This is a genomic window from Streptomyces sp. CC224B (assembly GCF_030010595.1).
In the GTDB taxonomy this organism is placed as follows: Bacteria; Actinomycetota; Actinomycetes; order Streptomycetales; family Streptomycetaceae; genus Streptomyces; species Streptomyces longispororuber.
On record NZ_JASCXL010000167.1, the window covers coordinates 1 to 16,784 of the forward strand.

Below are 16,784 nucleotides of genomic sequence, written 5' to 3' on the forward strand. Positions count from 1 at the left end.
CCGGGTGGGCGATACTGGGTTCGAACCAGTGACCTCTTCGGTGTGAACGAAGCGCTCTCCCACTGAGCTAATCGCCCGGGAACGCACTGAACAATACAGGCCCGGGCACCCTTCGTTCAAACCGCCCGCCCGGCCCCCTCAGCGGGACCCCGCGGGCGGCCGCCGCTGGTCCAGGTACGCGGCGAGACCCCGCCTGCCGGCGCGCATCATCGCGGCGTGGTTGAGGCGGAGCAGGGGCCTGCCGGGGACGGCGAGGCGTCGCAGCAGGGGCTTGCGGACGTCGACCTCCTGGTCGTAGCGGGCGCGGGTGGTGCCGTCGGGGGCGGGTGCCAGGGTCCAGCGGGCCCAGCCGTCGAGGTCCCCGGTCATGGCGATCGCGAGGATGCCGCGCTCGGGGTCCCTGCGCTGCTCGCGGGCGGTGACCACGAGGTCGTACGGCAGGAACGAGCGGAACCGCGCGGTGCCGGTGCGCTCGTCGAGGGGGGTCACCTCGCGCACCTGCGGCCACCAGGCCGGGTAGTCCTCGGCGCGCTCCAGCGTCGCGTACACGACGGCGGGTTCGGCGGGCAGATTCCATATGCTGCGAAAGCGGTAATGACACCAGTCCATGGGCCAAGTGTGCTGCCGCGGAACGCGATCCGGCTCCCCCGCGGCGGGCCGGCGCGCCAACTCGGCCGAAATGGGAAGCAGTTATTCCGGGCGGTTCCGCACCCCGCGCCTTTTGTGAAAGGCCGTCACGTACGACAGTGGCCCGGAGGCTGTTTCCAGCCTCCGGGCCACAATCCCGGGTGGGCGATACTGGGTTCGAACCAGTGACCTCTTCGGTGTGAACGAAGCGCTCTCCCACTGAGCTAATCGCCCGGGCGCAGAGAGAACATTACCCCATGTCAGAGGGTGCCTCCGACCACCTGCCCCGACGGGTCCCCGGCGGCCGCGGGCGCTCCGCCGGGGGGCGGCTCACTGGTTGTTGATCTTCCAGGGCATCTCGAAGCCGTACTTGTAGAGGTAGATCCCGGCGAGCGCGCCGACGATCACGAGGCCGATCGTCGTGAGGATGATGTTGCGGCGGCGCACCTTCGGGTCGAGTGCGCGCTGTGCCGCCTCGGTGACCTTCCGTTTCGTCCACCGGAGCACCAACTGCGCCCAGACGAACTCGGTGGCCCAGATCGCCATGCCGCCGAATATCACCACCCAGCCGGGGCCCGGCAGCGGCAGCATGATGATGCCGACCACCACGACCGCGAGGCCGACGATGAAGACGCCGACCTGCCAGCTCAGGTGCAGCGCGCGGCGCGCCTTGATGAACTCCGGCGCTCGCGATCCGAAGGGCTTCTCGGGCTTGGTCCCGCCCGCCGCGTCCTCGGGCGAGTCCGCAACGACCGGCTCGTTACTCCCCGTATTCATGTCGCCAAACCCTACCGGACGGAAACGCGTCACCGGAATGGCCGTACGAACCAATGGGGCAATCCGCCATACGAGGCACCTAAAGACACGCAAAACCCTCAGAGGGGTTTACAACGGCACCGTAGGTGGCATGTCGATTTCGCCGACGTGCGAATCCCCGAGCGCACACTGAGCGAAAGGCCTTGGCGCTTATGAACACCACGGTCAGCTGCGAGCTGCACCTGCGCCTCGTTGTGTCGAGCGAGTCCTCACTGCCTGTACCCGCGGGGCTGCGGTATGACACGGCCGATCCCTATGCCGTGCACGCCACCTTCCACACCGGAGCCGAGGAGACCGTCGAGTGGGTGTTCGCCCGCGACCTTCTCGCCGAGGGCCTGCACCGGCCCACCGGCACCGGCGACGTCCGTGTCTGGCCGTCCCGCAGCCACGGTCAGGGTGTCGTCTGCATCGCCCTGAGCTCTCCGGAAGGCGAGGCTCTGCTCGAGGCCCCGGCGCGGGCCCTGGAATCGTTTCTGAAGCGAACCGACGCGGCCGTGCCACCCGGCACGGAACACCGCCACTTCGATCTCGACACGGAGCTCTCGCACATCCTGGCCGAAAGCTAGTCCGGTCCGTCCGGGAGCCACCCGGCGCCGTCCGACTCGGGGAGACGACGCGGGTACGACAACGACATAGCAAGGCACAGCAGACACCGGCGCCGGTGCCGCGGAATTCCGCGGCTCCGGCGCCGTGGCGTGCGGGGCGTGAGCCGCTAGCATCGGCCAGCATCAGGCGGGCGCCCGCCCGACCCTCATCAGGCCAGGGAGCGAATCGTGCTGATCACCCATGACACCAGGTGTGCGCTCGACGCCGTGGTCGATCTGGTGAACTCCGCGCCGGACGACGAGAGCGACGGCAGCGCCGAGGGGCTCGCGGACGTCGAAGCCCTGCGCGCGTTCGTCCGGTCCCACGCGATCAGTGACGTCGGGGTGCTCACGGAGCGGGATCTGGCGGGGGTGCACCAGATCCGCCGCCGGTTCGCCGAGGTCTTCGCGGCCACCGAGCCGCACGTCGCGGCCGCCCTGCTGAACGAGCTGGTCGCCGCCGCGGGCACCACGCCGCGCCTGACGGACCACGACGGCTACGACTGGCACGTGCACTACTTCGCTCCGGGCGCCTCCGTCGCCGACCACCTGGCGGCCGACTGCGGCATGGCGCTGGCCTTCTTCGTCGTGGCGGGCGAGCAGGAGCGGCTGCGCCGCTGCGAGGCGCCGGACTGCCGCCGGGCCTTCATCGACCTGTCCCGGAACCGCTCCCGCCGCTACTGCGACAGCCGCACCTGCGGCAACCGGCTGCACGGCGCCGCCTACCGCGCCCGGCGGGGGGAGGCGGCGGAACTCGAGCAGGACGGCGTACAGGACGGCGGACGAGACGAGGTGCGGGGCGGGACGCACGGCGGAGCCCGGGGCGCGGCGCGTGACGCGGCGCCGGACCCGGCGGGGAAGGCAGCTCAGGGGCCGGAGGCACTGGAGCAGGGACTAGAGCAGGAAAAGGTCGTGCAGTGAGGCCATGAGCAGCAGGCAGCCGATCACCGCCAGGAAGATCATCAGCGGGGGCTGGGAGAGGGCGAAGAGGCAGCCTCGCGGTTCGTCGGCGGTTCCGTGCCCGTCGGAGGGGGCGGGGTCGCTCTGTGTGGTGGTGTCCAGCATCTCGCGCTGATGATGGCGCAGCGCGGACGCCCGTGGGGACCAACGGGCGAATGCGGCAGGGCAGTTCGCCGCGTGCCGCGGCCTTGGCGGGCCCGGTCGGGCGCGCCTGGGCGCGGGGTCCGCGGATACGCTCGAACCGGGGACACGGCTCCGCACCGGGGTCCCCCTCCCGGGGGCCCGCGCCGGGGCTGGAGCGGTTGCCGGGGGTCCCTAGGGTTTCTCAGGGGCGCGGTCCCTGTGCCGCCGCGCGCCCTCGGTCATATCCCGTGCTTCTTGAGGATGGCCTCGATGTCGCTGAAGTCCTCCGCGGGGGCCGCCGTCTTCTTCGGCCCGGCGGCGGGCCGGGCGGTCCCGGCGAGGGAGGGCGCGGAGGCGGCGGGGGCGACGGCGTCCCGCCGGGCGGCCTTGGCCGCGGCCTTGCGCTCCTTGCGGGTGCCTCCGGAGCGGCGCTCGGCCGCGCGGGTCGCCGTGAACAGCAGCCACGCGGCGCCGAGGACGCCGAAGCCTGCCCAGGCGACCGGGCTGAAGGCCGTGTCGGCGGCCCACTCGACGGCTCCGGTCATCACCAGGCCCAGCGGGACCAGGGCGTAGGCGGCGAGGCGGGCGGCGGCGAGGAAACGCTTGCGGTACGCCGTGACGGCGGCTATGCCGAGGCCGGCCGCGGCGACGGCGGAGCAGATGGTCTCGGCAATCATCCCGGTCCTCCAGGCGTGCGGGCGCGGTGCGGTCTCGCTTGTCTCCCCTCCATCCTGCACCGGGCCGGGGCCGGGAGGCCACGGCGTGGGGCGGACATCAGGGAGATATCCGGGTAGCCCCTCCTCCCCAGGTGCCGGTGGGGGCGCGGGGGGCTGGGAGACTGTGCCCATGAACGACTCTTCCGCCACCGGTCCCGCCAGCCCCGTCGTCATCGAGGTCTGGTGCGAGCTGCAGTGCCCCGACTGCCGCACCGCCCTGGACGACGTACGCGCCCTGCGGGAGCGCTACGGCGACCGCGTCGAGCTGCGCCTGCGCCACTTCCCGCTGGAGAAGCACCGGCACGCCTTCGCCGCCGCGCAGGCCGCCGAGGAGGCGCTGGAGCAGGGCAAGGGCTGGGAGTACGTCGAGGCGGTGCTGGCCCGGGTCGAGGAGCTGGACCGTGCGGGAGAGCCCTTCCTGGTCCAGGTGGCGCAGGAACTGGGCCTGGACGCCGAGGAGTTCGACACCGCGCTGGTGGACGGGCGGCACATCCTGATCGTCGACGCCGACCAGGCCGAGGGCAAGGCGATCGGCGTCACCGGGACGCCGACGTACGTGGTCGGCGGGGAGCGCCTCGACGGCGGCAAGAGCCAGGAGGGCCTGCGCGAGCGCGTCGAGGAGATCACCGACCGGCTCCTCGCCCAGGGCTGAGCCCTCCGGACCCGCGCGGCGGCCGCCCCCTCCCGCCCCCGGCCTCGTACCGGCCCGGCCCTTGCACGCCCGGCCTCGCGGTGAGGGCGAGCCGGGTCAGAGCAGCGGCTTGTACAGGTGGTACTCGACCGGCTCGTAGCCGAGGGACTCGTACAGGCGCAGGGCCGGGGCGTTGCCCGCGAACACCTGCAGGGCGACGCGGGAGCGGCCCTCCTCCAGGCACTGGGCCTCGGCGACCAGCATCAGGGACCGGCCGTGGCCGCGTCCGCGGTGCTCCGCGCCCACCTCGACGTCGTACACGAAGCCGTCGCCGTCCTCCTCGGCGAGCCACAGCGTGCCGACCACCGTGTCCTCGTGGAGCAGGACGCTCAGCCGGGCGCCGGGGGTGGCGAACCCGTCGGGGAGTAAGCGGGCGTAGTCCCGTTCGGCCTTGGCGTGCGCCTGGTCGTCGGGGACGCCGCGCTCGGCCCAGTCGCGGCCGTACTCCGCCTTCGCGTGCGCGGCCCAGGCGGTGAACTCCGGCCCCGTCATCGGCCGCGCCCGGACGCCGTCGGGCAGCGCGGGCGGCCGCGGCGGCAGGGACTTGGCCAGGCGGCGGCCGCGCTCCACGTAGCCGAGCGCGGTGGCGAGGCCGAGGGCGCCCGGGGCGGTCGCGGGCACGGCCGCCTCGATACGGGCGCAGCCCCAGCCGCGCGCCACTTCCTCGGCGGCGAGGGCCGCCACGGTGCCGCGGCCGCGGTGGCGGTCCGGCTCGTCGATCCGCAGGTCCAGGATCCGGGCGACGCGGGATCCGAAGACCGGGTGGGTGGCCAGGTGGATCCGGCCGACGGGGCGGCTGTTGACGCACACGTCGTAGGCGCGTGACGTCGTGCCGTCCTCGGCGTTGCGCTGCAGCGGCCCGGCCGGCCGCAGAGTCGTGGTCATCACGGGTGTTGTACCCGCCCCGCGGCCCCCGCGTCATCCGTATTTACCGGCACCGGCCGGTCCGGTCTCCGGCGCAGGCCGGTGCCGGTAACCGGACCGGGCCGCGCGGTCTCAGGGGTCCAGGTCGTCGGCGGCGCGCTCGGCGAAGACCCGCATCGCCTTGGCGGTCACCGGGCCGGGGGCGCCGGGCAGTTCGCGGCCGTCGACGCGGTGGACGGCCTGTACGTCGCGCAGCGTGGAGGTGAGGAAGACCTCGTCGGCCCGGTCGAGGACGTCGAGGGGCAGGTCGGTCTCCCGGGCGCCGGTCCACTCGACGGTCAGCGCGCGCGTGATGCCCGCGAGGCAGCCGGAGGCCACCGGCGGGGTGTGGATCTCGCCGTCGAGGACGACGAAGACGTTCGAGCCGGTGCCCTCGCACAGCCGTCCCGCGGTGTTGGCGAAGAGTGCCTCGCTCGCGCCCTGTGCGGTGGCGCGGGCGAGCGCGAGCACGTTCTCCGCGTACGAGGTGGTCTTCAGGCCGGTCAGGGCGCCGCGCTCGTTGCGGGTCCACGGGACGGTGATCACGGCGGTGGAGTCGGGCCTGCGCGCGGTCTCGCCGAGGGCGACGACGAGGGTCGGGCCGTGGTCGCCGCGGTCCGAGCCGAGCGGGGAGAGGCCGCCGGTGTAGGTGATGCGCAGGCGGCCGAGGGCCGTGGGGTTGGCGTCGAGGACGGCGGCGCTCGCGCGGCGGACCTCGTCCAGGTCCGGCTCGGGCAGGCCGAGTCCGCGCGCGGAGCGGGCGAGCCGGTCGAGGTGGCGGGTGAGCGCGAAGAGCCGCCCGTCGACCGCCTTCACCGTCTCGAAGACGCCGTCGCCGACGGTCAGGCCGTGGTCGAGGACGGAGACGCGCGCGGACGCGAGGTCGTGCAGGCCGCCGTCGATCCATATCTTCACGAAGGGGTCCCTCCCGTTGGTTCGTACGTGCCCGACGCTACCGCCAGCAGCCGCTCGGCCTTGAGCTCGGTCTCGCGCCACTCCCCCTCGGGGTCGGAGCCCCAGGTGATGCCCGCGCCCGTGCCGAAGCGCAGGACGCCGGCGGCCCGGTCGACCCAGAAGGTGCGGATGCCGACCGCGAGCTCGCCCGTGCGGCGGTCGGCGTCGACCCAGCCGATGCCGCCGCAGTAGGGGCCGCGGGGCGCCGTCTCCAGGGTGTCGATGATCCGCAGGGCGCTGGACTTGGGGGCGCCGGTGACGGACCCGGGCGGGAAGGCGGCGTCGAGCAGCTCCGGCCAGCCCGTCCCGGCGCGCAGCTCGCCGCGCACGGTGGAGACGAGGTGGACGAGGCCCGGGTGCTTCTCCACGACGCACAGCTCGGGCACGGTGACGGTGCCGGTCGCGCAGACCCGCCCGAGGTCGTTGCGGACGAGGTCGACGATCATCACGTTCTCGGCGTAGTCCTTGTCCAGGAGGTCCGCCTCGGTGCGCCCGGTGCCCTTGATCGGCCCGGACTCGACAACCCCTCCGGCGCGGCGCAGGAACAGCTCGGGCGAGGCCGTGGCGACCTCCACGCCGTGCCCGGGCAGACGAATCGTTCCTGCGTACGGCGCCGGGTTCCCGCGCGCGAGGAGGGCGGTCAGGGCGTCCACGTCGGCGTCGGCGGGCACCGGCGCGGACAGGACGCGGCAGAGGTTCGCCTGGTAGACGTCCCCGGCCGCGATGTGCGCGCGCACGCGGCGCACCCCGTCCGTGTACGCGGCGCGGTCGAGGGAGGTCGTCCAGTCGCCGGCCGCCGGGCCGTGCCAGGCGCCGGGCACGGGGGCGGGCACCGGCTCCTCGCGCACCCGCCCGAAGCGGGCGCACACCAGACGGCCCTCGAAGTCCGCGCAGACAGCCCAGAAGCCCCGGCTGTCCAGGGCGGAAGGGTCGCTGGTCACGTCGCGCAGCTCGGTCGCGACAAGGCCGCCGAAGCGGGCCAGGGGAGACAGGTCGTGCACGGCTGCGAGTCTATGACCGGCGCCGTTGCCGCGCCCCGGGCCCGGGTGACCAGGGCGGCAGCGCAGCACGCTGCGCAAACGCGTTTTTGTGCTGGCCCAGGAATCCGCTAGAGTTCAACACGTCGCCGGGACGCGGAAGCCGACCGGGAAAGACAAGCGGACGTAGCTCAGTTGGTAGAGCGCAACCTTGCCAAGGTTGAGGTCGCCAGTTCGAACCTGGTCGTCCGCTCGCAGGAACGCGGGGGATCTTCCCGACACCCCGTACTCCTGGTGGAGTGGCCGAGAGGCGAGGCAACGGCCTGCAAAGCCGTCTACACGGGTTCAAATCCCGTCTCCACCTCCAAGGACGATTAGCTCAGCGGGAGAGCGCTTCCCTGACACGGAAGAGGTCACTGGTTCAATCCCAGTATCGTCCACTGGAATCTCTGATCATGGCCCTCGCGCTCTGATCACCAGAGGTTTCCCCGCGCGATTAGCTCAGCGGGAGAGCGCTTCCCTGACACGGAAGAGGTCACTGGTTCAATCCCAGTATCGCGCACGCAGCACCCACCACCTGCGGGTTCGTCCCGTCGATGGTCCCGCGCGATTAGCTCAGCGGGAGAGCGCTTCCCTGACACGGAAGAGGTCACTGGTTCAATCCCAGTATCGCGCACCAGCTCCACGAAGCCCCCGGCCGGGAATCGGCCGGGGGCTTCGTCGTGTCAGCGCGTCACGACGAGAACAGCATGTGGCCGAAGCTCTTGTGCCGCTTGTGGCCGTGGTGGTCGTAGTGCCCGTGGTGGCCGGCGGCCGGGGCGCCCCAGGCGGGGGCGGGCGCGGCCGGGTAGCTCTGCGGCGGGGCGGGCGGCGCGGGCGGGGCCTGGTGGGCGCTCCACTGGCCCTCCAGGCGCGTCAGGGACTCCAGCTCCCCGTAGTCCAGGAATATCCCCCGGCACCCGCTGCACTGCTCGATCTGGACGCCGTTGCGGTTGTACGTGTGCATCGGCGCGTGGCACTTGGGACAGTGCATGGGCGGTCCAACTCCTCGTCGGTGATGACGGCTTCACCGGGCTTCTGCCCGGCTTCGGTGCGTTGCACCCTACTTCGTGCCCCTGGGTGCGGGGCCGGGCGGGACGGCGGCCATCCGGCGGCAGGCGGCGACGACGTCCTGTTCGACCTCGTCCAGGGAGCGGCCCGCCGCGGTCGCCTTGGTGATCGCCAGCGCCGCCGTCTGCACGGTCAGCGCGCGGGCCGGGACGTCGAGCACCGGCCACGGGTCGCCGGTGGCGGGGACCGCGGGGCCGCCCGCCGCGCGGTACGCGTCCAGGAACCGCGCCCACTCCCCCGCCCCCAGCAGGCCGCAGGCGTACCAGGCGGCGGGCCGGGCCAGGTCCCAGGCGGGGTCGCCGAGCCCCAGGTCGTCGATGTCGATCAGCAGCCAGCGGCCCCGGGCGCGGACGAGCTGCCCCAGGTGCAGGTCGCCGTGGCACAGGCGCGCCGGGCCCGGGGCCGGGGCTTCGGCGCGGGCCCAGGGCGGCAGGGCGGACCAGGCCCGCTCGACGGCGGGGGCGTCGGGGTGCGGGGCCGTCGCCGTCGCCGCGCGCAGGCGGGCGAGGGCCCGGGCCGCCTTCCGCGGGCCCCGCATGTCCGGCAGGGGGGCCGGCAGCTCGGCGGGCGGGGTGCGGTGGAGGCGCGCCAGGAGGGCGGCGGCCGCCTCCCAGGGCGCGGCGTCCGGGTCGTCCCGGTCGACGGGGTCGCCGTACGGCCAGAGCGTGACCAGGCGGTCGTGCAGGCGGCTGGCGCGCGCCGTGAGGGGGGCCAGGAGGGTGTCGGCGAGGCCGGGGTGGGCCGCGGTGGCCAGGCGGGCGGCGAGGTGACGCTCGTCGGTGCCGGGCGCGTGGGCCTTGGCGACGACGTCACCGTGGCGGACCACCAGGGCGTCGGGGCGGTCGGCCAGGACGGTGGCGGGCGGGGCACAGGGGCAGCCGCGGGCGGCGGGGGCGTGGGCGCGGAGCTCGGCGTGGGCGGCCAGGGCGGGGAGGAGGGGCACGGGGGTCACGGGGCTCATGGGGGTTCTGGGAGGGGTGTGGGTGTGGGTGTGGGGTGAGCGTACGGGGCGGGGGCCTGGCCCTCTTACGGTGCCAGGGGGCTGCCGACCCCTGGACCCCGGCCCCGGCTCCTCGGCGCTGCGGGCCTCGTTCTTACTCGCGGCGGCGACAGCGGCGACAGCCACGGGACGGCGACGGCGGACGGTCGTGTCCCGGGCGGGCGCAGTACACCACCGTGGCCCGGGGCAGTACGGGCCCGGCCGTACGTGAGGCAACCGGGCACCTGAAGGAGCAGCGGCGGTGCGGGAGCACGGCACGTGCGAGAGCACGGCATGCAGGGGAAGGCGCGGAGGGAAGGCACGCGGGGGAAGACATGCGGGGAAGGCATCCGGGGGAACAAGACAGCCCGCGTAGCTCCCCAGCTACGCGGGCTGTGTGCCGTCCGCCGCACCCCCGTCCCCACGGGGTTTCATGGCCGGATGTCCCCGCCCGGACCGCTCTTCCGGGCCTGGGGCGCCGCTCAGCGCCCCAGCATCACGCCCACGGACGACGCCTGTGTGACCACTGCGTCCCAGCCGCCGAAGGCGACCGTCAGCAGGGCGGCCAGGGGGAGGACCATGAGCGTCGCCACCAGCGGGTGGCGGGTGCCTGACGGCCGGACGCCCAGGGTGAAGAGCCTGCGTCCGTGCGTGCGGATCATCGTCCGCGGCGCGGTGTCCGCCATGGTCTCCCTCCCTTCCTGACTCTCTTGTTGTTCCGTTCGGAGTTGTGGTTCCGTCCGGAGGTTCGTGCTGTTCGTGCGGTTCGTATGGTTCGTGTGGTTCGGGCAGCGGCGGGTGTCTGACCTCGGGGGACGAGTGCTGCACCCGCCGCTTGACCTCAAATCTAGGCGCCGGGGGGCATGCCGCACGTCATGCCCTCGTACCGCTTGCCGGGCCTCCCGGAGGATGACCGCTCGTCACACAAGTACTCCCGTGGGTGGAGACGGGGACCTAGGTCCTGACTAGGTCTCAGGGTCTTCCCCGAGGGGACGTCCGGTTCGTTCCGAGGTGTCCTCTCTCGGGACGGGCTGCTCCACCAGGGCCAGGACGCGGTTGGCCATGAACCGCGCGGTGCGCACCACGGAGCCGCTGCGGGTGACTTCGCTCACTTCCACCACTCCCCTGCGGACGGCGGTCTCCACACGGCGGCCTGCCCGGCTCGCCACCACTTCGTACGTACGCGTCGTGTCCCCGGCGTCCACGACTATCTCCACGCGATCACCCTTCACGGGATCAATCCCCCTTCGACGGCGGGCGGTTGGGGGTGCGGGTGGCGGCCATGAGCCCTCGGCGCGCGCCACCTGACCACTTTTCAAGTTTCGCACCGGGCACTGACAATCGATCGGCTCGTGAGGGCGCGGCCTCTGCACGGCCCGGGCCGTGGAAACGTAAGCTGTGGCTCGTCAGACGGACCGGGCAGCGGGGATGAACATGGCGATGATGCGCCTGAGGCGCGAGGACCCGCGTGTCGTCGGCTCGTTCAGGCTGCACAGGCGGCTGGGCGCCGGCGGGATGGGTGTCGTCTATCTGGGCTCCGACCGCCGCGGGCAGCGGGTGGCGCTGAAGGTGATCCGGCCGGACCTGGCCGAGGACCAGGAGTTCCGCTCGCGCTTCGCCCGGGAGGTCTCGGCGGCCCGGCGGATCCGGGGCGGGTGCACCGCCCGCCTGGTGGCCGCCGACCTGGAGGCCGAGCGGCCCTGGTTCGCCACCCAGTACGTGCCCGGACCCTCCCTGCACGACAAGGTCGCCGCCGAGGGCCCGCTGTCCGCCGCGGAGGTCGCCGTCATCGGCGCCGCGCTGTCGGAGGGGCTCGTCGCCGTGCACGAGGCCGGTGTGGTGCACCGGGACCTCAAGCCCTCGAACATCCTGCTGTCCCCGAAGGGGCCGCGGATCATCGACTTCGGCATCGCCTGGGCGACCGGCGCCTCGACGCTGACGCACGTGGGCACGGCCGTCGGGTCGCCCGGTTTCCTCGCGCCCGAGCAGGTGCGCGGGGCCGCCGTCACGCCCGCCACGGACGTGTTCGCGCTCGGCGCCACCCTCGCGTACGCCTGCATGGCGGACTCACCCTTCGGGCACGGCAGTTCCGAGGTCATGCTGTACCGGGTGGTCCACGAGGAGGCCCAGCTGCGCGGCGTGCCCGACGCGCTGGCGCCGCTGCTGCGGGCCTGTCTGGCGAAGGACCCGGAGGAACGTCCCAGCACGCTGCAGTTGTCGCTGCGGCTGAAGGAGATCGCGGCCCGCGAGGCGCAGGGGCTCTCCGAGGTGCGGCCGCCCGCGCCGCGCCAGGAGCAGCACGAGCGCCCGACGGGCCGGCTCACCGAGGAGTACGCCGAACAGCGCACCCAGCGCCGGCCCGCGCCGGGCACTCCCCCGCCGCGCACCGGCCCGTCCAGGACCGGCTCGCGTGACGCCGGGCCCCGTACGGGCGGCTCCCGTACGGGCGGCTCCCGGGCCGGTGGCGCCCGGCCGCCGGGGGCGCGCGGCCCGCGGTCCACCGGCAGCAGGCCCGCGCCCCGCGGCACCGCCGGGCGGCAGGGGCCGCGCACCACCGGGACCCGGCTGCGGCCCGCCAACCCGCGGCTGCTGCGGCAGCGGCTCTTCGTGTTCGTGGTCGTGACGCTGCTCGTGGCCCTGGGCATCGCGGCGGCGCAGGGGTGCCAGGGCCCCGCGCGCGGGCTCGGCGACGTACGCCAGGAGCGGGGCGTGGTGACCGACGTACGGCAGTACCCCGTCGAGGACCCCGTGGAGCACCCGGGGCCGTAGGGCTCAGGACGCGGGGCGGCCCGTCGCCACCGCGTAGAAGGCCACCGCGGCGGCCGCGCCCACGTTGAGCGAGTCGACGCCGTGGGCCATCGGGATGCGTACCCATTCGTCGGCGGCGACCAGGGCCTGGCGGGACAGGCCGTCGCCCTCGGCGCCCAGCATCAGCGCGACGCGCTCCATGCGGTGGGGCGCCGCCTCGTCGAGGGTCTTGGCCTTCGGGTCGGGCGTCAGGGCCAGCAGGTCGAAACCCGCTTCCCGTACGGTGTCCAGGCCCCGGGGCCAGGAGTCCAGGCGGGCGTACGGCACGGAGAAGACGGCGCCCATGGAGACCTTCACCGAACGGCGGTACAGGGGGTCGGCGCAGTCCGGCGAGAGCAGGACGGCGTCCATGCCGAGGGCGGCGGCCGAGCGGAAGATCGCGCCGATGTTGGTGTGGTCGTTGACGGCCTCCATCACGGCGACGCGGCGGTGCGCGCGCAGCAGCTCCTCGGCCGTGGGCAGCGGTTTGCGCTGCATGGAGGCGAGGGCGCCGCGGTGCACGTGGTAGCCGGTGACCCGCTCGGCGAGCTCGGGGCTGACGGCGTAGACGGGGGCGGGCACCTCGTCGATGACGTCGCGCATGACGTCCACCCACTTGGCGGAGAGCAGCATCGAGCGCATCTCGTAGCCCGCCTGCTTCGCGCGTCGGATGACCTTCTCGCCCTCGGCGATGAACAGGCCCTCGGCGGGCTCGCGCCTGCGGCGCAGCTCGACGTCGGTCAGGCCGGTGTAGTCGCGCAGACGCGGGTCGGCGGGGTCCTCGATGGTTTCGATGGCTGCGTTGGGTTCGCTGCTGCTGTGCTCGGCCACAGGGTGATACTGCCTTGTCCGGGGGGTGGTGCCAACGGCTGCGGACGGGATCCGTTACCGGTGGTTACGGGTGCGGGGGGTGGGGGCTCGCGGGCTGCCGCGGGCGCCGGGGCTAGTCCCGGGGGCGCAGGTCGTCGGGGCCCACCGTGACCACCTCGCCGATGACGATCACCGCGGGGGGCTTGACCTCGTGGGCGCGGACGGCCTCGGCGACCGTGGCCAGGGTGGCGTCGACGCGGCGCTGGGCGGCCGTCGTGCCCTCCTGGACGACGGCGACCGGGGTGTCGGGCGCCTTGCCGTGGGCGGTCAGGGTCTCGGCGATACGGCCGATCTTGTCGACGCCCATGAGGATGACGAGGGTGCCGCGCAGCGCGGCCAGGGCGGGCCAGTCGACGAGGGAGCGCTCGTCGTCGGGGGCGATGTGGCCGCTGACCACGGTGAACTCGTGGGCCACGCCGCGGTGCGTGACCGGGATGCCGGCGGCACTCGGCACCGAGATCGAGCTGGAGATGCCGGGGACGACGGTGCAGGGGATGCCCGCGGCGGCCAGGGCCTGGACCTCTTCCATGCCGCGGCCGTAGACGTAGGGGTCGCCGCCCTTGAGCCGGACCACCGCCTTGCCCTGCTTGGCGTGCTCGATGAGGGCGTTGTTGATGGCTTCCTGGGCCATGAAGCGGCCGTACGGGATCTTCGCCGCGTCGATGACCTCGACGTGCGGCGGCAGCTCGGCGAGCAGGTCGCGCGGGCCGAGCCGGTCGGCGATGACGACGTCCGCCTCGGCGAGCAGCCTGCGGCCGCGGACCGTGATGAGGTCGGGGTCGCCGGGGCCGCCGCCGACGAGGGCGACGCCGGTGGCGCGGGCGCGGTGGTGCGGGGCCACCAGGGTGCCGTCGTGCAGGCCCTCCACGATCGCGTCGCGGACGGCGGCGGTGCGGCGCGGGTCTCGGTCCTCGGCGTCGGTGGTGAGGACGGCGACGGTGAAGCCCGCGCTCCGGCCGGTGGCGGGGGTCCAGGCGGTGGCCTCGTCGGCGTCGTCGGCGCGGACGCACCAGACGCGCTCGCGCTCGCCCTCGGCCGAGGCGCGGGTGTTGGCCTCGGCGTCGCTGGTGGCGATCAGGGCGTACCAGGCGCCGGTGAGGTCGCCGTCCTCGTACCTGCGGCGGTGCCAGGTGATCTCGCCCGCGGTCGCCATCGCCTCCACCGAGGGGGTGGCCGACGGGGAGACGAGCTGGACGTCCGCGCCCGCCGCGATGAGGGCGGGGAGGCGGCGCTGGGCCACCTGGCCGCCGCCGAGGACCACCACGCGGCGGCCGGTGAGGCGGAGGCCTACGGGGTAGGCGGGGTGTTCGGCCATGGCGGGCGGCTCCTCGTCGGGGCGGGACAGTGGGCGCTACTGCTCTGGAGCGGCCCTGACGTGCGGATTTTAGCCGTGGCTTCAGCGTACGGCGGGAGTGGGGGCGGAGGCGGGACGGGATGGCGGCGGGCCCGGCCGGGGGGCGCCCGGGCCCCCCCCCCCCCGGGACCGGGGGGCAGCGCCCCCCGGCGCCCCCGTTCCTCGCGCCGCGCGCCCCCTCGGACGCCGGGCGGGCCCGGTGGGGGCTACTTCTCCGTGACCCCGGCCGAGTCGAACGTCGCCACCTCGTGCATCGCCCGCGCCGCGCTCTGCACCACCGGGAGGGCCAGGAGGGCGCCGGTGCCCTCGCCGAGGCGGAGGTCCAGATCCACCAGGGGGCGCAGGCCCAGCTTGTTCAGGGCCGCCACGTGGCCGGGCTCGGCGCTGCGGTGGCCCGCGATGCAGGCGGCGAGGACCTCGGGGGCGATGGCGCGGGCCACCAGGGCGGCGGCCCCCGCGCTGACGCCGTCGAGGATCACGGGGGTGCGCAGGGAGGCGCCGCCGAGGAGCAGGCCCACCATCGCCGCGTGCTCCAGGCCGCCGACCGCGGCGAGGACGCCGACGGGGTCGGCCGGGTCGGGCTGGTGCAGCTCCAGGGCGCGGCGGACGACCTCGACCTTGCGGGCGTGCATCTCGTCGTTGATGCCGGTGCCGCGGCCGGTGACCTCGGCGGCGTCGGTGTCCGTGTAGACGGAGATCAGGACCGCCGACGCGGTGGTGTTGGCGATGCCCATCTCGCCGGTCAGCAGCGCCTTGTTGCCCGCGGCGACCAGGTCGCGGGCCGTCTCGATGCCGACCTCGATGGCCGCCTTGACCTCGTCGCGGGTGAGCGCGGGCCCCGTGGTCATGTCGGCCGTGCCGGGCCTGATCTTGCGGGGCAGCAGGCCGGGGGTGGCCGGGAGTTCCCCGGCCACGCCGACGTCGACGACGCAGACCTCGGCGCCGACCTGGTGGGCGAAGGCGTTGCAGACGGCGCCGCCGCCGAGGAAGTTGGCGACCATCTGGGCGGTCACCTCCTGCGGCCAGGCCGTGACGCCCTGGGCGTGGACGCCGTGGTCGCCCGCGAAGATGGCGACGGCGGCCGGTTCCGGGATCGGCGGGGGGCACATCCGGGACAGGCCGGAGAGCTGCGCCGAGATGATCTCCAGCATGCCCAGGGCCCCGGCGGGCTTGGTCATGCGCTTCTGGCGCTCCCAGGCCTCGCCGAGCGCCTTGGCGTCCAGCGGACGGATGTTGGCGACGGTCTCGGCGAGCAGGTCGTGCGGGTCCTCGCCGGGCAGGGCGCGTCGGCCGTACGTCTCCTCGTGCACGACCCACGACAGCGGGCGGCGCTTGGACCAGCCCGCCTGCATCAGCTCCGGCTCGTCCGGGAACTCGTCGACGTACCCGACGCACAGGTACGCGACGACCTCCAGGTGTTCGGGCAGGCCGAGGGTGCGGACCATCTCGCGCTCGTCGAAGAAGCTGACCCAGCCGACGCCGAGGCCCTCGGCGCGCGCGGCGAGCCAGAGGTTCTCGACGGCGAGCGCGGAGGAGTACGGGGCCATCTGCGGCTGCGTGTGGCGGCCGAGGGTGTGGCGCCCGCCGCGCGTGGGGTCGGCGGTGACGACGATGTTCACCGGGGTGTCGAGGATGGCCTCGATCTTCAGTTCCTTGAACTGCTTGGCCCGGCCCTTGGGCAGCGACTTCGCGTACGCCTCCCGCTGGCGCTGGGCCAGTTCGTGCATGGTGCGGCGGGTCTCAGCGGAGCGGATGACCACGAAGTCCCAGGGCTGGGAGTGGCCGACGGACGGCGCCGTGTGGGCCGCCTCCAGGACGCGGAGCAGCACCTCGTGCGGGATGGGGTCGCTGCGGAAGCCGTTGCGGATGTCGCGGCGCTCGCGCATGACGCGCAGCACGGCCTCGCGCTCGGCGTCGGCGTAGCCCGGGGCGGGCGGGCCGAGCGGGGCCGCCGGCGCGGCGGGCTCGGTCCCGTCCGGGTCGGCGTCGTCCGCCACGGCCGGCGTGCTCAGGTCCTCGGGGCCCTCCTCCACGGTCTCGGGGAGTGCGGTGGGCTCTTCGGCGCCCGCCGGGGGCTCGTCGGCCTGGGGCGCGGTGTCGGTCGGTTCGGCCGGGGTGGGTGCGTGCATCGGCTCGTCGGGGGCGGTCGGCCCCTCGGCGGACGGCTGCGGGCCGTCCGCGGCGGGGGCGGGTGCGGGTGCCGCCTGGGCGACGGGGGCGGCCGTGGGCCGGTCGCCGTCGCGGGGCGCGGGCACGGTGGGTACGGGCTGCGCCCCGGGCTCGGCGGCCGCCTCGGGCTCGGCCTGGGCTTCGGGCAGGGGCGCGGGGGCGTC

General features: G+C 74.3%; 17 protein-coding genes, 7 tRNA genes and 1 pseudogene. 9 read left to right on the top strand and 16 right to left on the bottom strand.

Annotation, left to right across the window (positions count from 1 at the left end):
* Window positions 1–5: 5 nt before the first annotated feature.
* From QK440_RS38460 to QK440_RS38475, 4 genes are all read right to left on the bottom strand, one after another.
* Window positions 6–77 (bottom strand) — tRNA-Val (locus QK440_RS38460).
* 61 nt (window positions 78–138) lie between these two features.
* The gene (locus QK440_RS38465) at window positions 139–609 is read right to left on the bottom strand and encodes an SRPBCC family protein (protein ID WP_282797920.1); all 471 of its coding nucleotides are present in this window, start codon (window positions 607–609) and stop codon (window positions 139–141) included.
* Between the two features lie 180 nt (window positions 610–789).
* Window positions 790–861: transfer RNA gene (locus tag QK440_RS38470), tRNA-Val, on the bottom strand.
* A 96-nt stretch (window positions 862–957) separates the two neighbouring features.
* On the bottom strand, window positions 958–1,404 hold the full coding sequence (locus tag QK440_RS38475; protein WP_282797921.1) for a TIGR02611 family protein: 447 nt from the start codon (window positions 1,402–1,404) through the stop codon (window positions 958–960).
* Between the two features lie 191 nt (window positions 1,405–1,595).
* Here QK440_RS38475 and QK440_RS38480 point away from each other — a divergent pair, with 191 nt between their 5' ends.
* A complete protein-coding gene (locus QK440_RS38480; RefSeq protein WP_003959770.1) occupies window positions 1,596–2,009 on the top strand; it encodes an SsgA family sporulation/cell division regulator in 414 nt (137 codons plus the stop codon).
* Between the two features lie 207 nt (window positions 2,010–2,216).
* A pseudogene (locus QK440_RS38485) lies at window positions 2,217–2,777 on the top strand (CGNR zinc finger domain-containing protein); the annotation flags it as partial.
* Window positions 2,778–2,921: 144 nt separating this feature from the next.
* Here the strand turns inward: QK440_RS38485 and QK440_RS38490 are convergent.
* Window positions 2,922–3,092: a hypothetical protein gene (locus QK440_RS38490; RefSeq protein ID WP_190140047.1), complete on the bottom strand. Its 171-nt coding sequence runs from the start codon at window positions 3,090–3,092 to the stop codon at window positions 2,922–2,924.
* A gap of 257 nt (window positions 3,093–3,349) precedes the next feature.
* Window positions 3,350–3,787, bottom strand: coding sequence for a hypothetical protein (locus QK440_RS38495; RefSeq protein WP_282797922.1), 438 nt, complete (start codon window positions 3,785–3,787; stop codon window positions 3,350–3,352).
* Between the two features lie 169 nt (window positions 3,788–3,956).
* Between QK440_RS38495 and QK440_RS38500 the strand changes: the two genes are divergently transcribed.
* Entirely contained in the window at window positions 3,957–4,478 is a 522-nt protein-coding gene (locus tag QK440_RS38500; RefSeq protein ID WP_282797923.1) for a DsbA family protein, read from the top strand.
* Between the two features lie 96 nt (window positions 4,479–4,574).
* On the opposite strand, the gene QK440_RS38505 is transcribed toward QK440_RS38500, so the two are convergent.
* The 3 genes from QK440_RS38505 to QK440_RS38515 all read right to left on the bottom strand — a co-directional run bounded on the left by QK440_RS38505 (window position 4,575) and on the right by QK440_RS38515 (window position 7,375).
* On the bottom strand, window positions 4,575–5,402 hold the full coding sequence (locus QK440_RS38505) for a GNAT family N-acetyltransferase (RefSeq protein ID WP_282797924.1): 828 nt from the start codon (window positions 5,400–5,402) through the stop codon (window positions 4,575–4,577).
* Window positions 5,403–5,513: 111 nt separating this feature from the next.
* The gene (locus tag QK440_RS38510) at window positions 5,514–6,335 is read right to left on the bottom strand and encodes an aminodeoxychorismate lyase (RefSeq protein ID WP_282797925.1); all 822 of its coding nucleotides are present in this window, start codon (window positions 6,333–6,335) and stop codon (window positions 5,514–5,516) included.
* Complete coding sequence (locus QK440_RS38515) at window positions 6,332–7,375, bottom strand: chorismate-binding protein (protein ID WP_282797926.1); 1,044 nt, start codon at window positions 7,373–7,375, stop codon at window positions 6,332–6,334. Before QK440_RS38515 ends, QK440_RS38510 begins: the two co-directional genes overlap by 4 nt.
* A gap of 156 nt (window positions 7,376–7,531) precedes the next feature.
* On the opposite strand from QK440_RS38515, the gene QK440_RS38520 reads away from it, so the two are divergent.
* From QK440_RS38520 to QK440_RS38540, 5 genes are all read left to right on the top strand, one after another.
* Window positions 7,532–7,604: transfer RNA gene (locus QK440_RS38520), tRNA-Gly, on the top strand.
* Window positions 7,605–7,644: 40 nt separating this feature from the next.
* Window positions 7,645–7,718, top strand: a tRNA-Cys gene (locus QK440_RS38525).
* Window position 7,719: 1 nt separating this feature from the next.
* Window positions 7,720–7,791 (top strand) — tRNA-Val (locus tag QK440_RS38530).
* 50 nt (window positions 7,792–7,841) lie between these two features.
* Window positions 7,842–7,913, top strand: a tRNA-Val gene (locus QK440_RS38535).
* 42 nt (window positions 7,914–7,955) lie between these two features.
* Window positions 7,956–8,030, top strand: a tRNA-Val gene (locus QK440_RS38540).
* Between the two features lie 54 nt (window positions 8,031–8,084).
* Here QK440_RS38540 and QK440_RS38545 read toward each other — a convergent pair.
* The 4 genes from QK440_RS38545 to QK440_RS38560 form a co-directional block, all read right to left on the bottom strand.
* Window positions 8,085–8,384: a zf-TFIIB domain-containing protein gene (locus QK440_RS38545; RefSeq protein WP_282797927.1), complete on the bottom strand. Its 300-nt coding sequence runs from the start codon at window positions 8,382–8,384 to the stop codon at window positions 8,085–8,087.
* A 69-nt stretch (window positions 8,385–8,453) separates the two neighbouring features.
* The gene (locus tag QK440_RS38550) at window positions 8,454–9,413 is read right to left on the bottom strand and encodes a phosphotransferase (RefSeq protein ID WP_282797928.1); all 960 of its coding nucleotides are present in this window, start codon (window positions 9,411–9,413) and stop codon (window positions 8,454–8,456) included.
* Between the two features lie 509 nt (window positions 9,414–9,922).
* On the bottom strand, window positions 9,923–10,126 hold the full coding sequence (locus tag QK440_RS38555) for a hypothetical protein (protein ID WP_282797929.1): 204 nt from the start codon (window positions 10,124–10,126) through the stop codon (window positions 9,923–9,925).
* 279 nt (window positions 10,127–10,405) lie between these two features.
* Complete coding sequence (locus QK440_RS38560) at window positions 10,406–10,672, bottom strand: hypothetical protein (RefSeq protein WP_282797930.1); 267 nt, start codon at window positions 10,670–10,672, stop codon at window positions 10,406–10,408.
* Between the two features lie 196 nt (window positions 10,673–10,868).
* On the opposite strand from QK440_RS38560, the gene QK440_RS38565 reads away from it, so the two are divergent.
* A complete protein-coding gene (locus QK440_RS38565) occupies window positions 10,869–12,209 on the top strand; it encodes a serine/threonine-protein kinase (protein ID WP_282797934.1) in 1,341 nt (446 codons plus the stop codon).
* A gap of 3 nt (window positions 12,210–12,212) precedes the next feature.
* Here QK440_RS38565 and QK440_RS38570 read toward each other — a convergent pair whose 3' ends face one another.
* From QK440_RS38570 to cobT, 3 genes are all read right to left on the bottom strand, one after another.
* Window positions 12,213–13,058 carry an RNA methyltransferase gene (locus QK440_RS38570; protein ID WP_282797931.1) on the bottom strand — a complete coding sequence of 282 codons (846 nt, stop codon included), beginning with the start codon at window positions 13,056–13,058 and terminating at the stop codon, window positions 12,213–12,215.
* A 112-nt stretch (window positions 13,059–13,170) separates the two neighbouring features.
* Window positions 13,171–14,412, bottom strand: a complete 1,242-nt coding sequence (gene cobA / locus QK440_RS38575) for a uroporphyrinogen-III C-methyltransferase (protein WP_282797932.1) — start codon at window positions 14,410–14,412, stop codon at window positions 13,171–13,173.
* A 245-nt stretch (window positions 14,413–14,657) separates the two neighbouring features.
* Window positions 14,658–16,784, bottom strand: a 2,127-nt coding sequence (gene cobT / locus QK440_RS38580) for a nicotinate-nucleotide--dimethylbenzimidazole phosphoribosyltransferase (RefSeq protein WP_282797933.1), incomplete at its 5' end; no start/stop codon positions are given.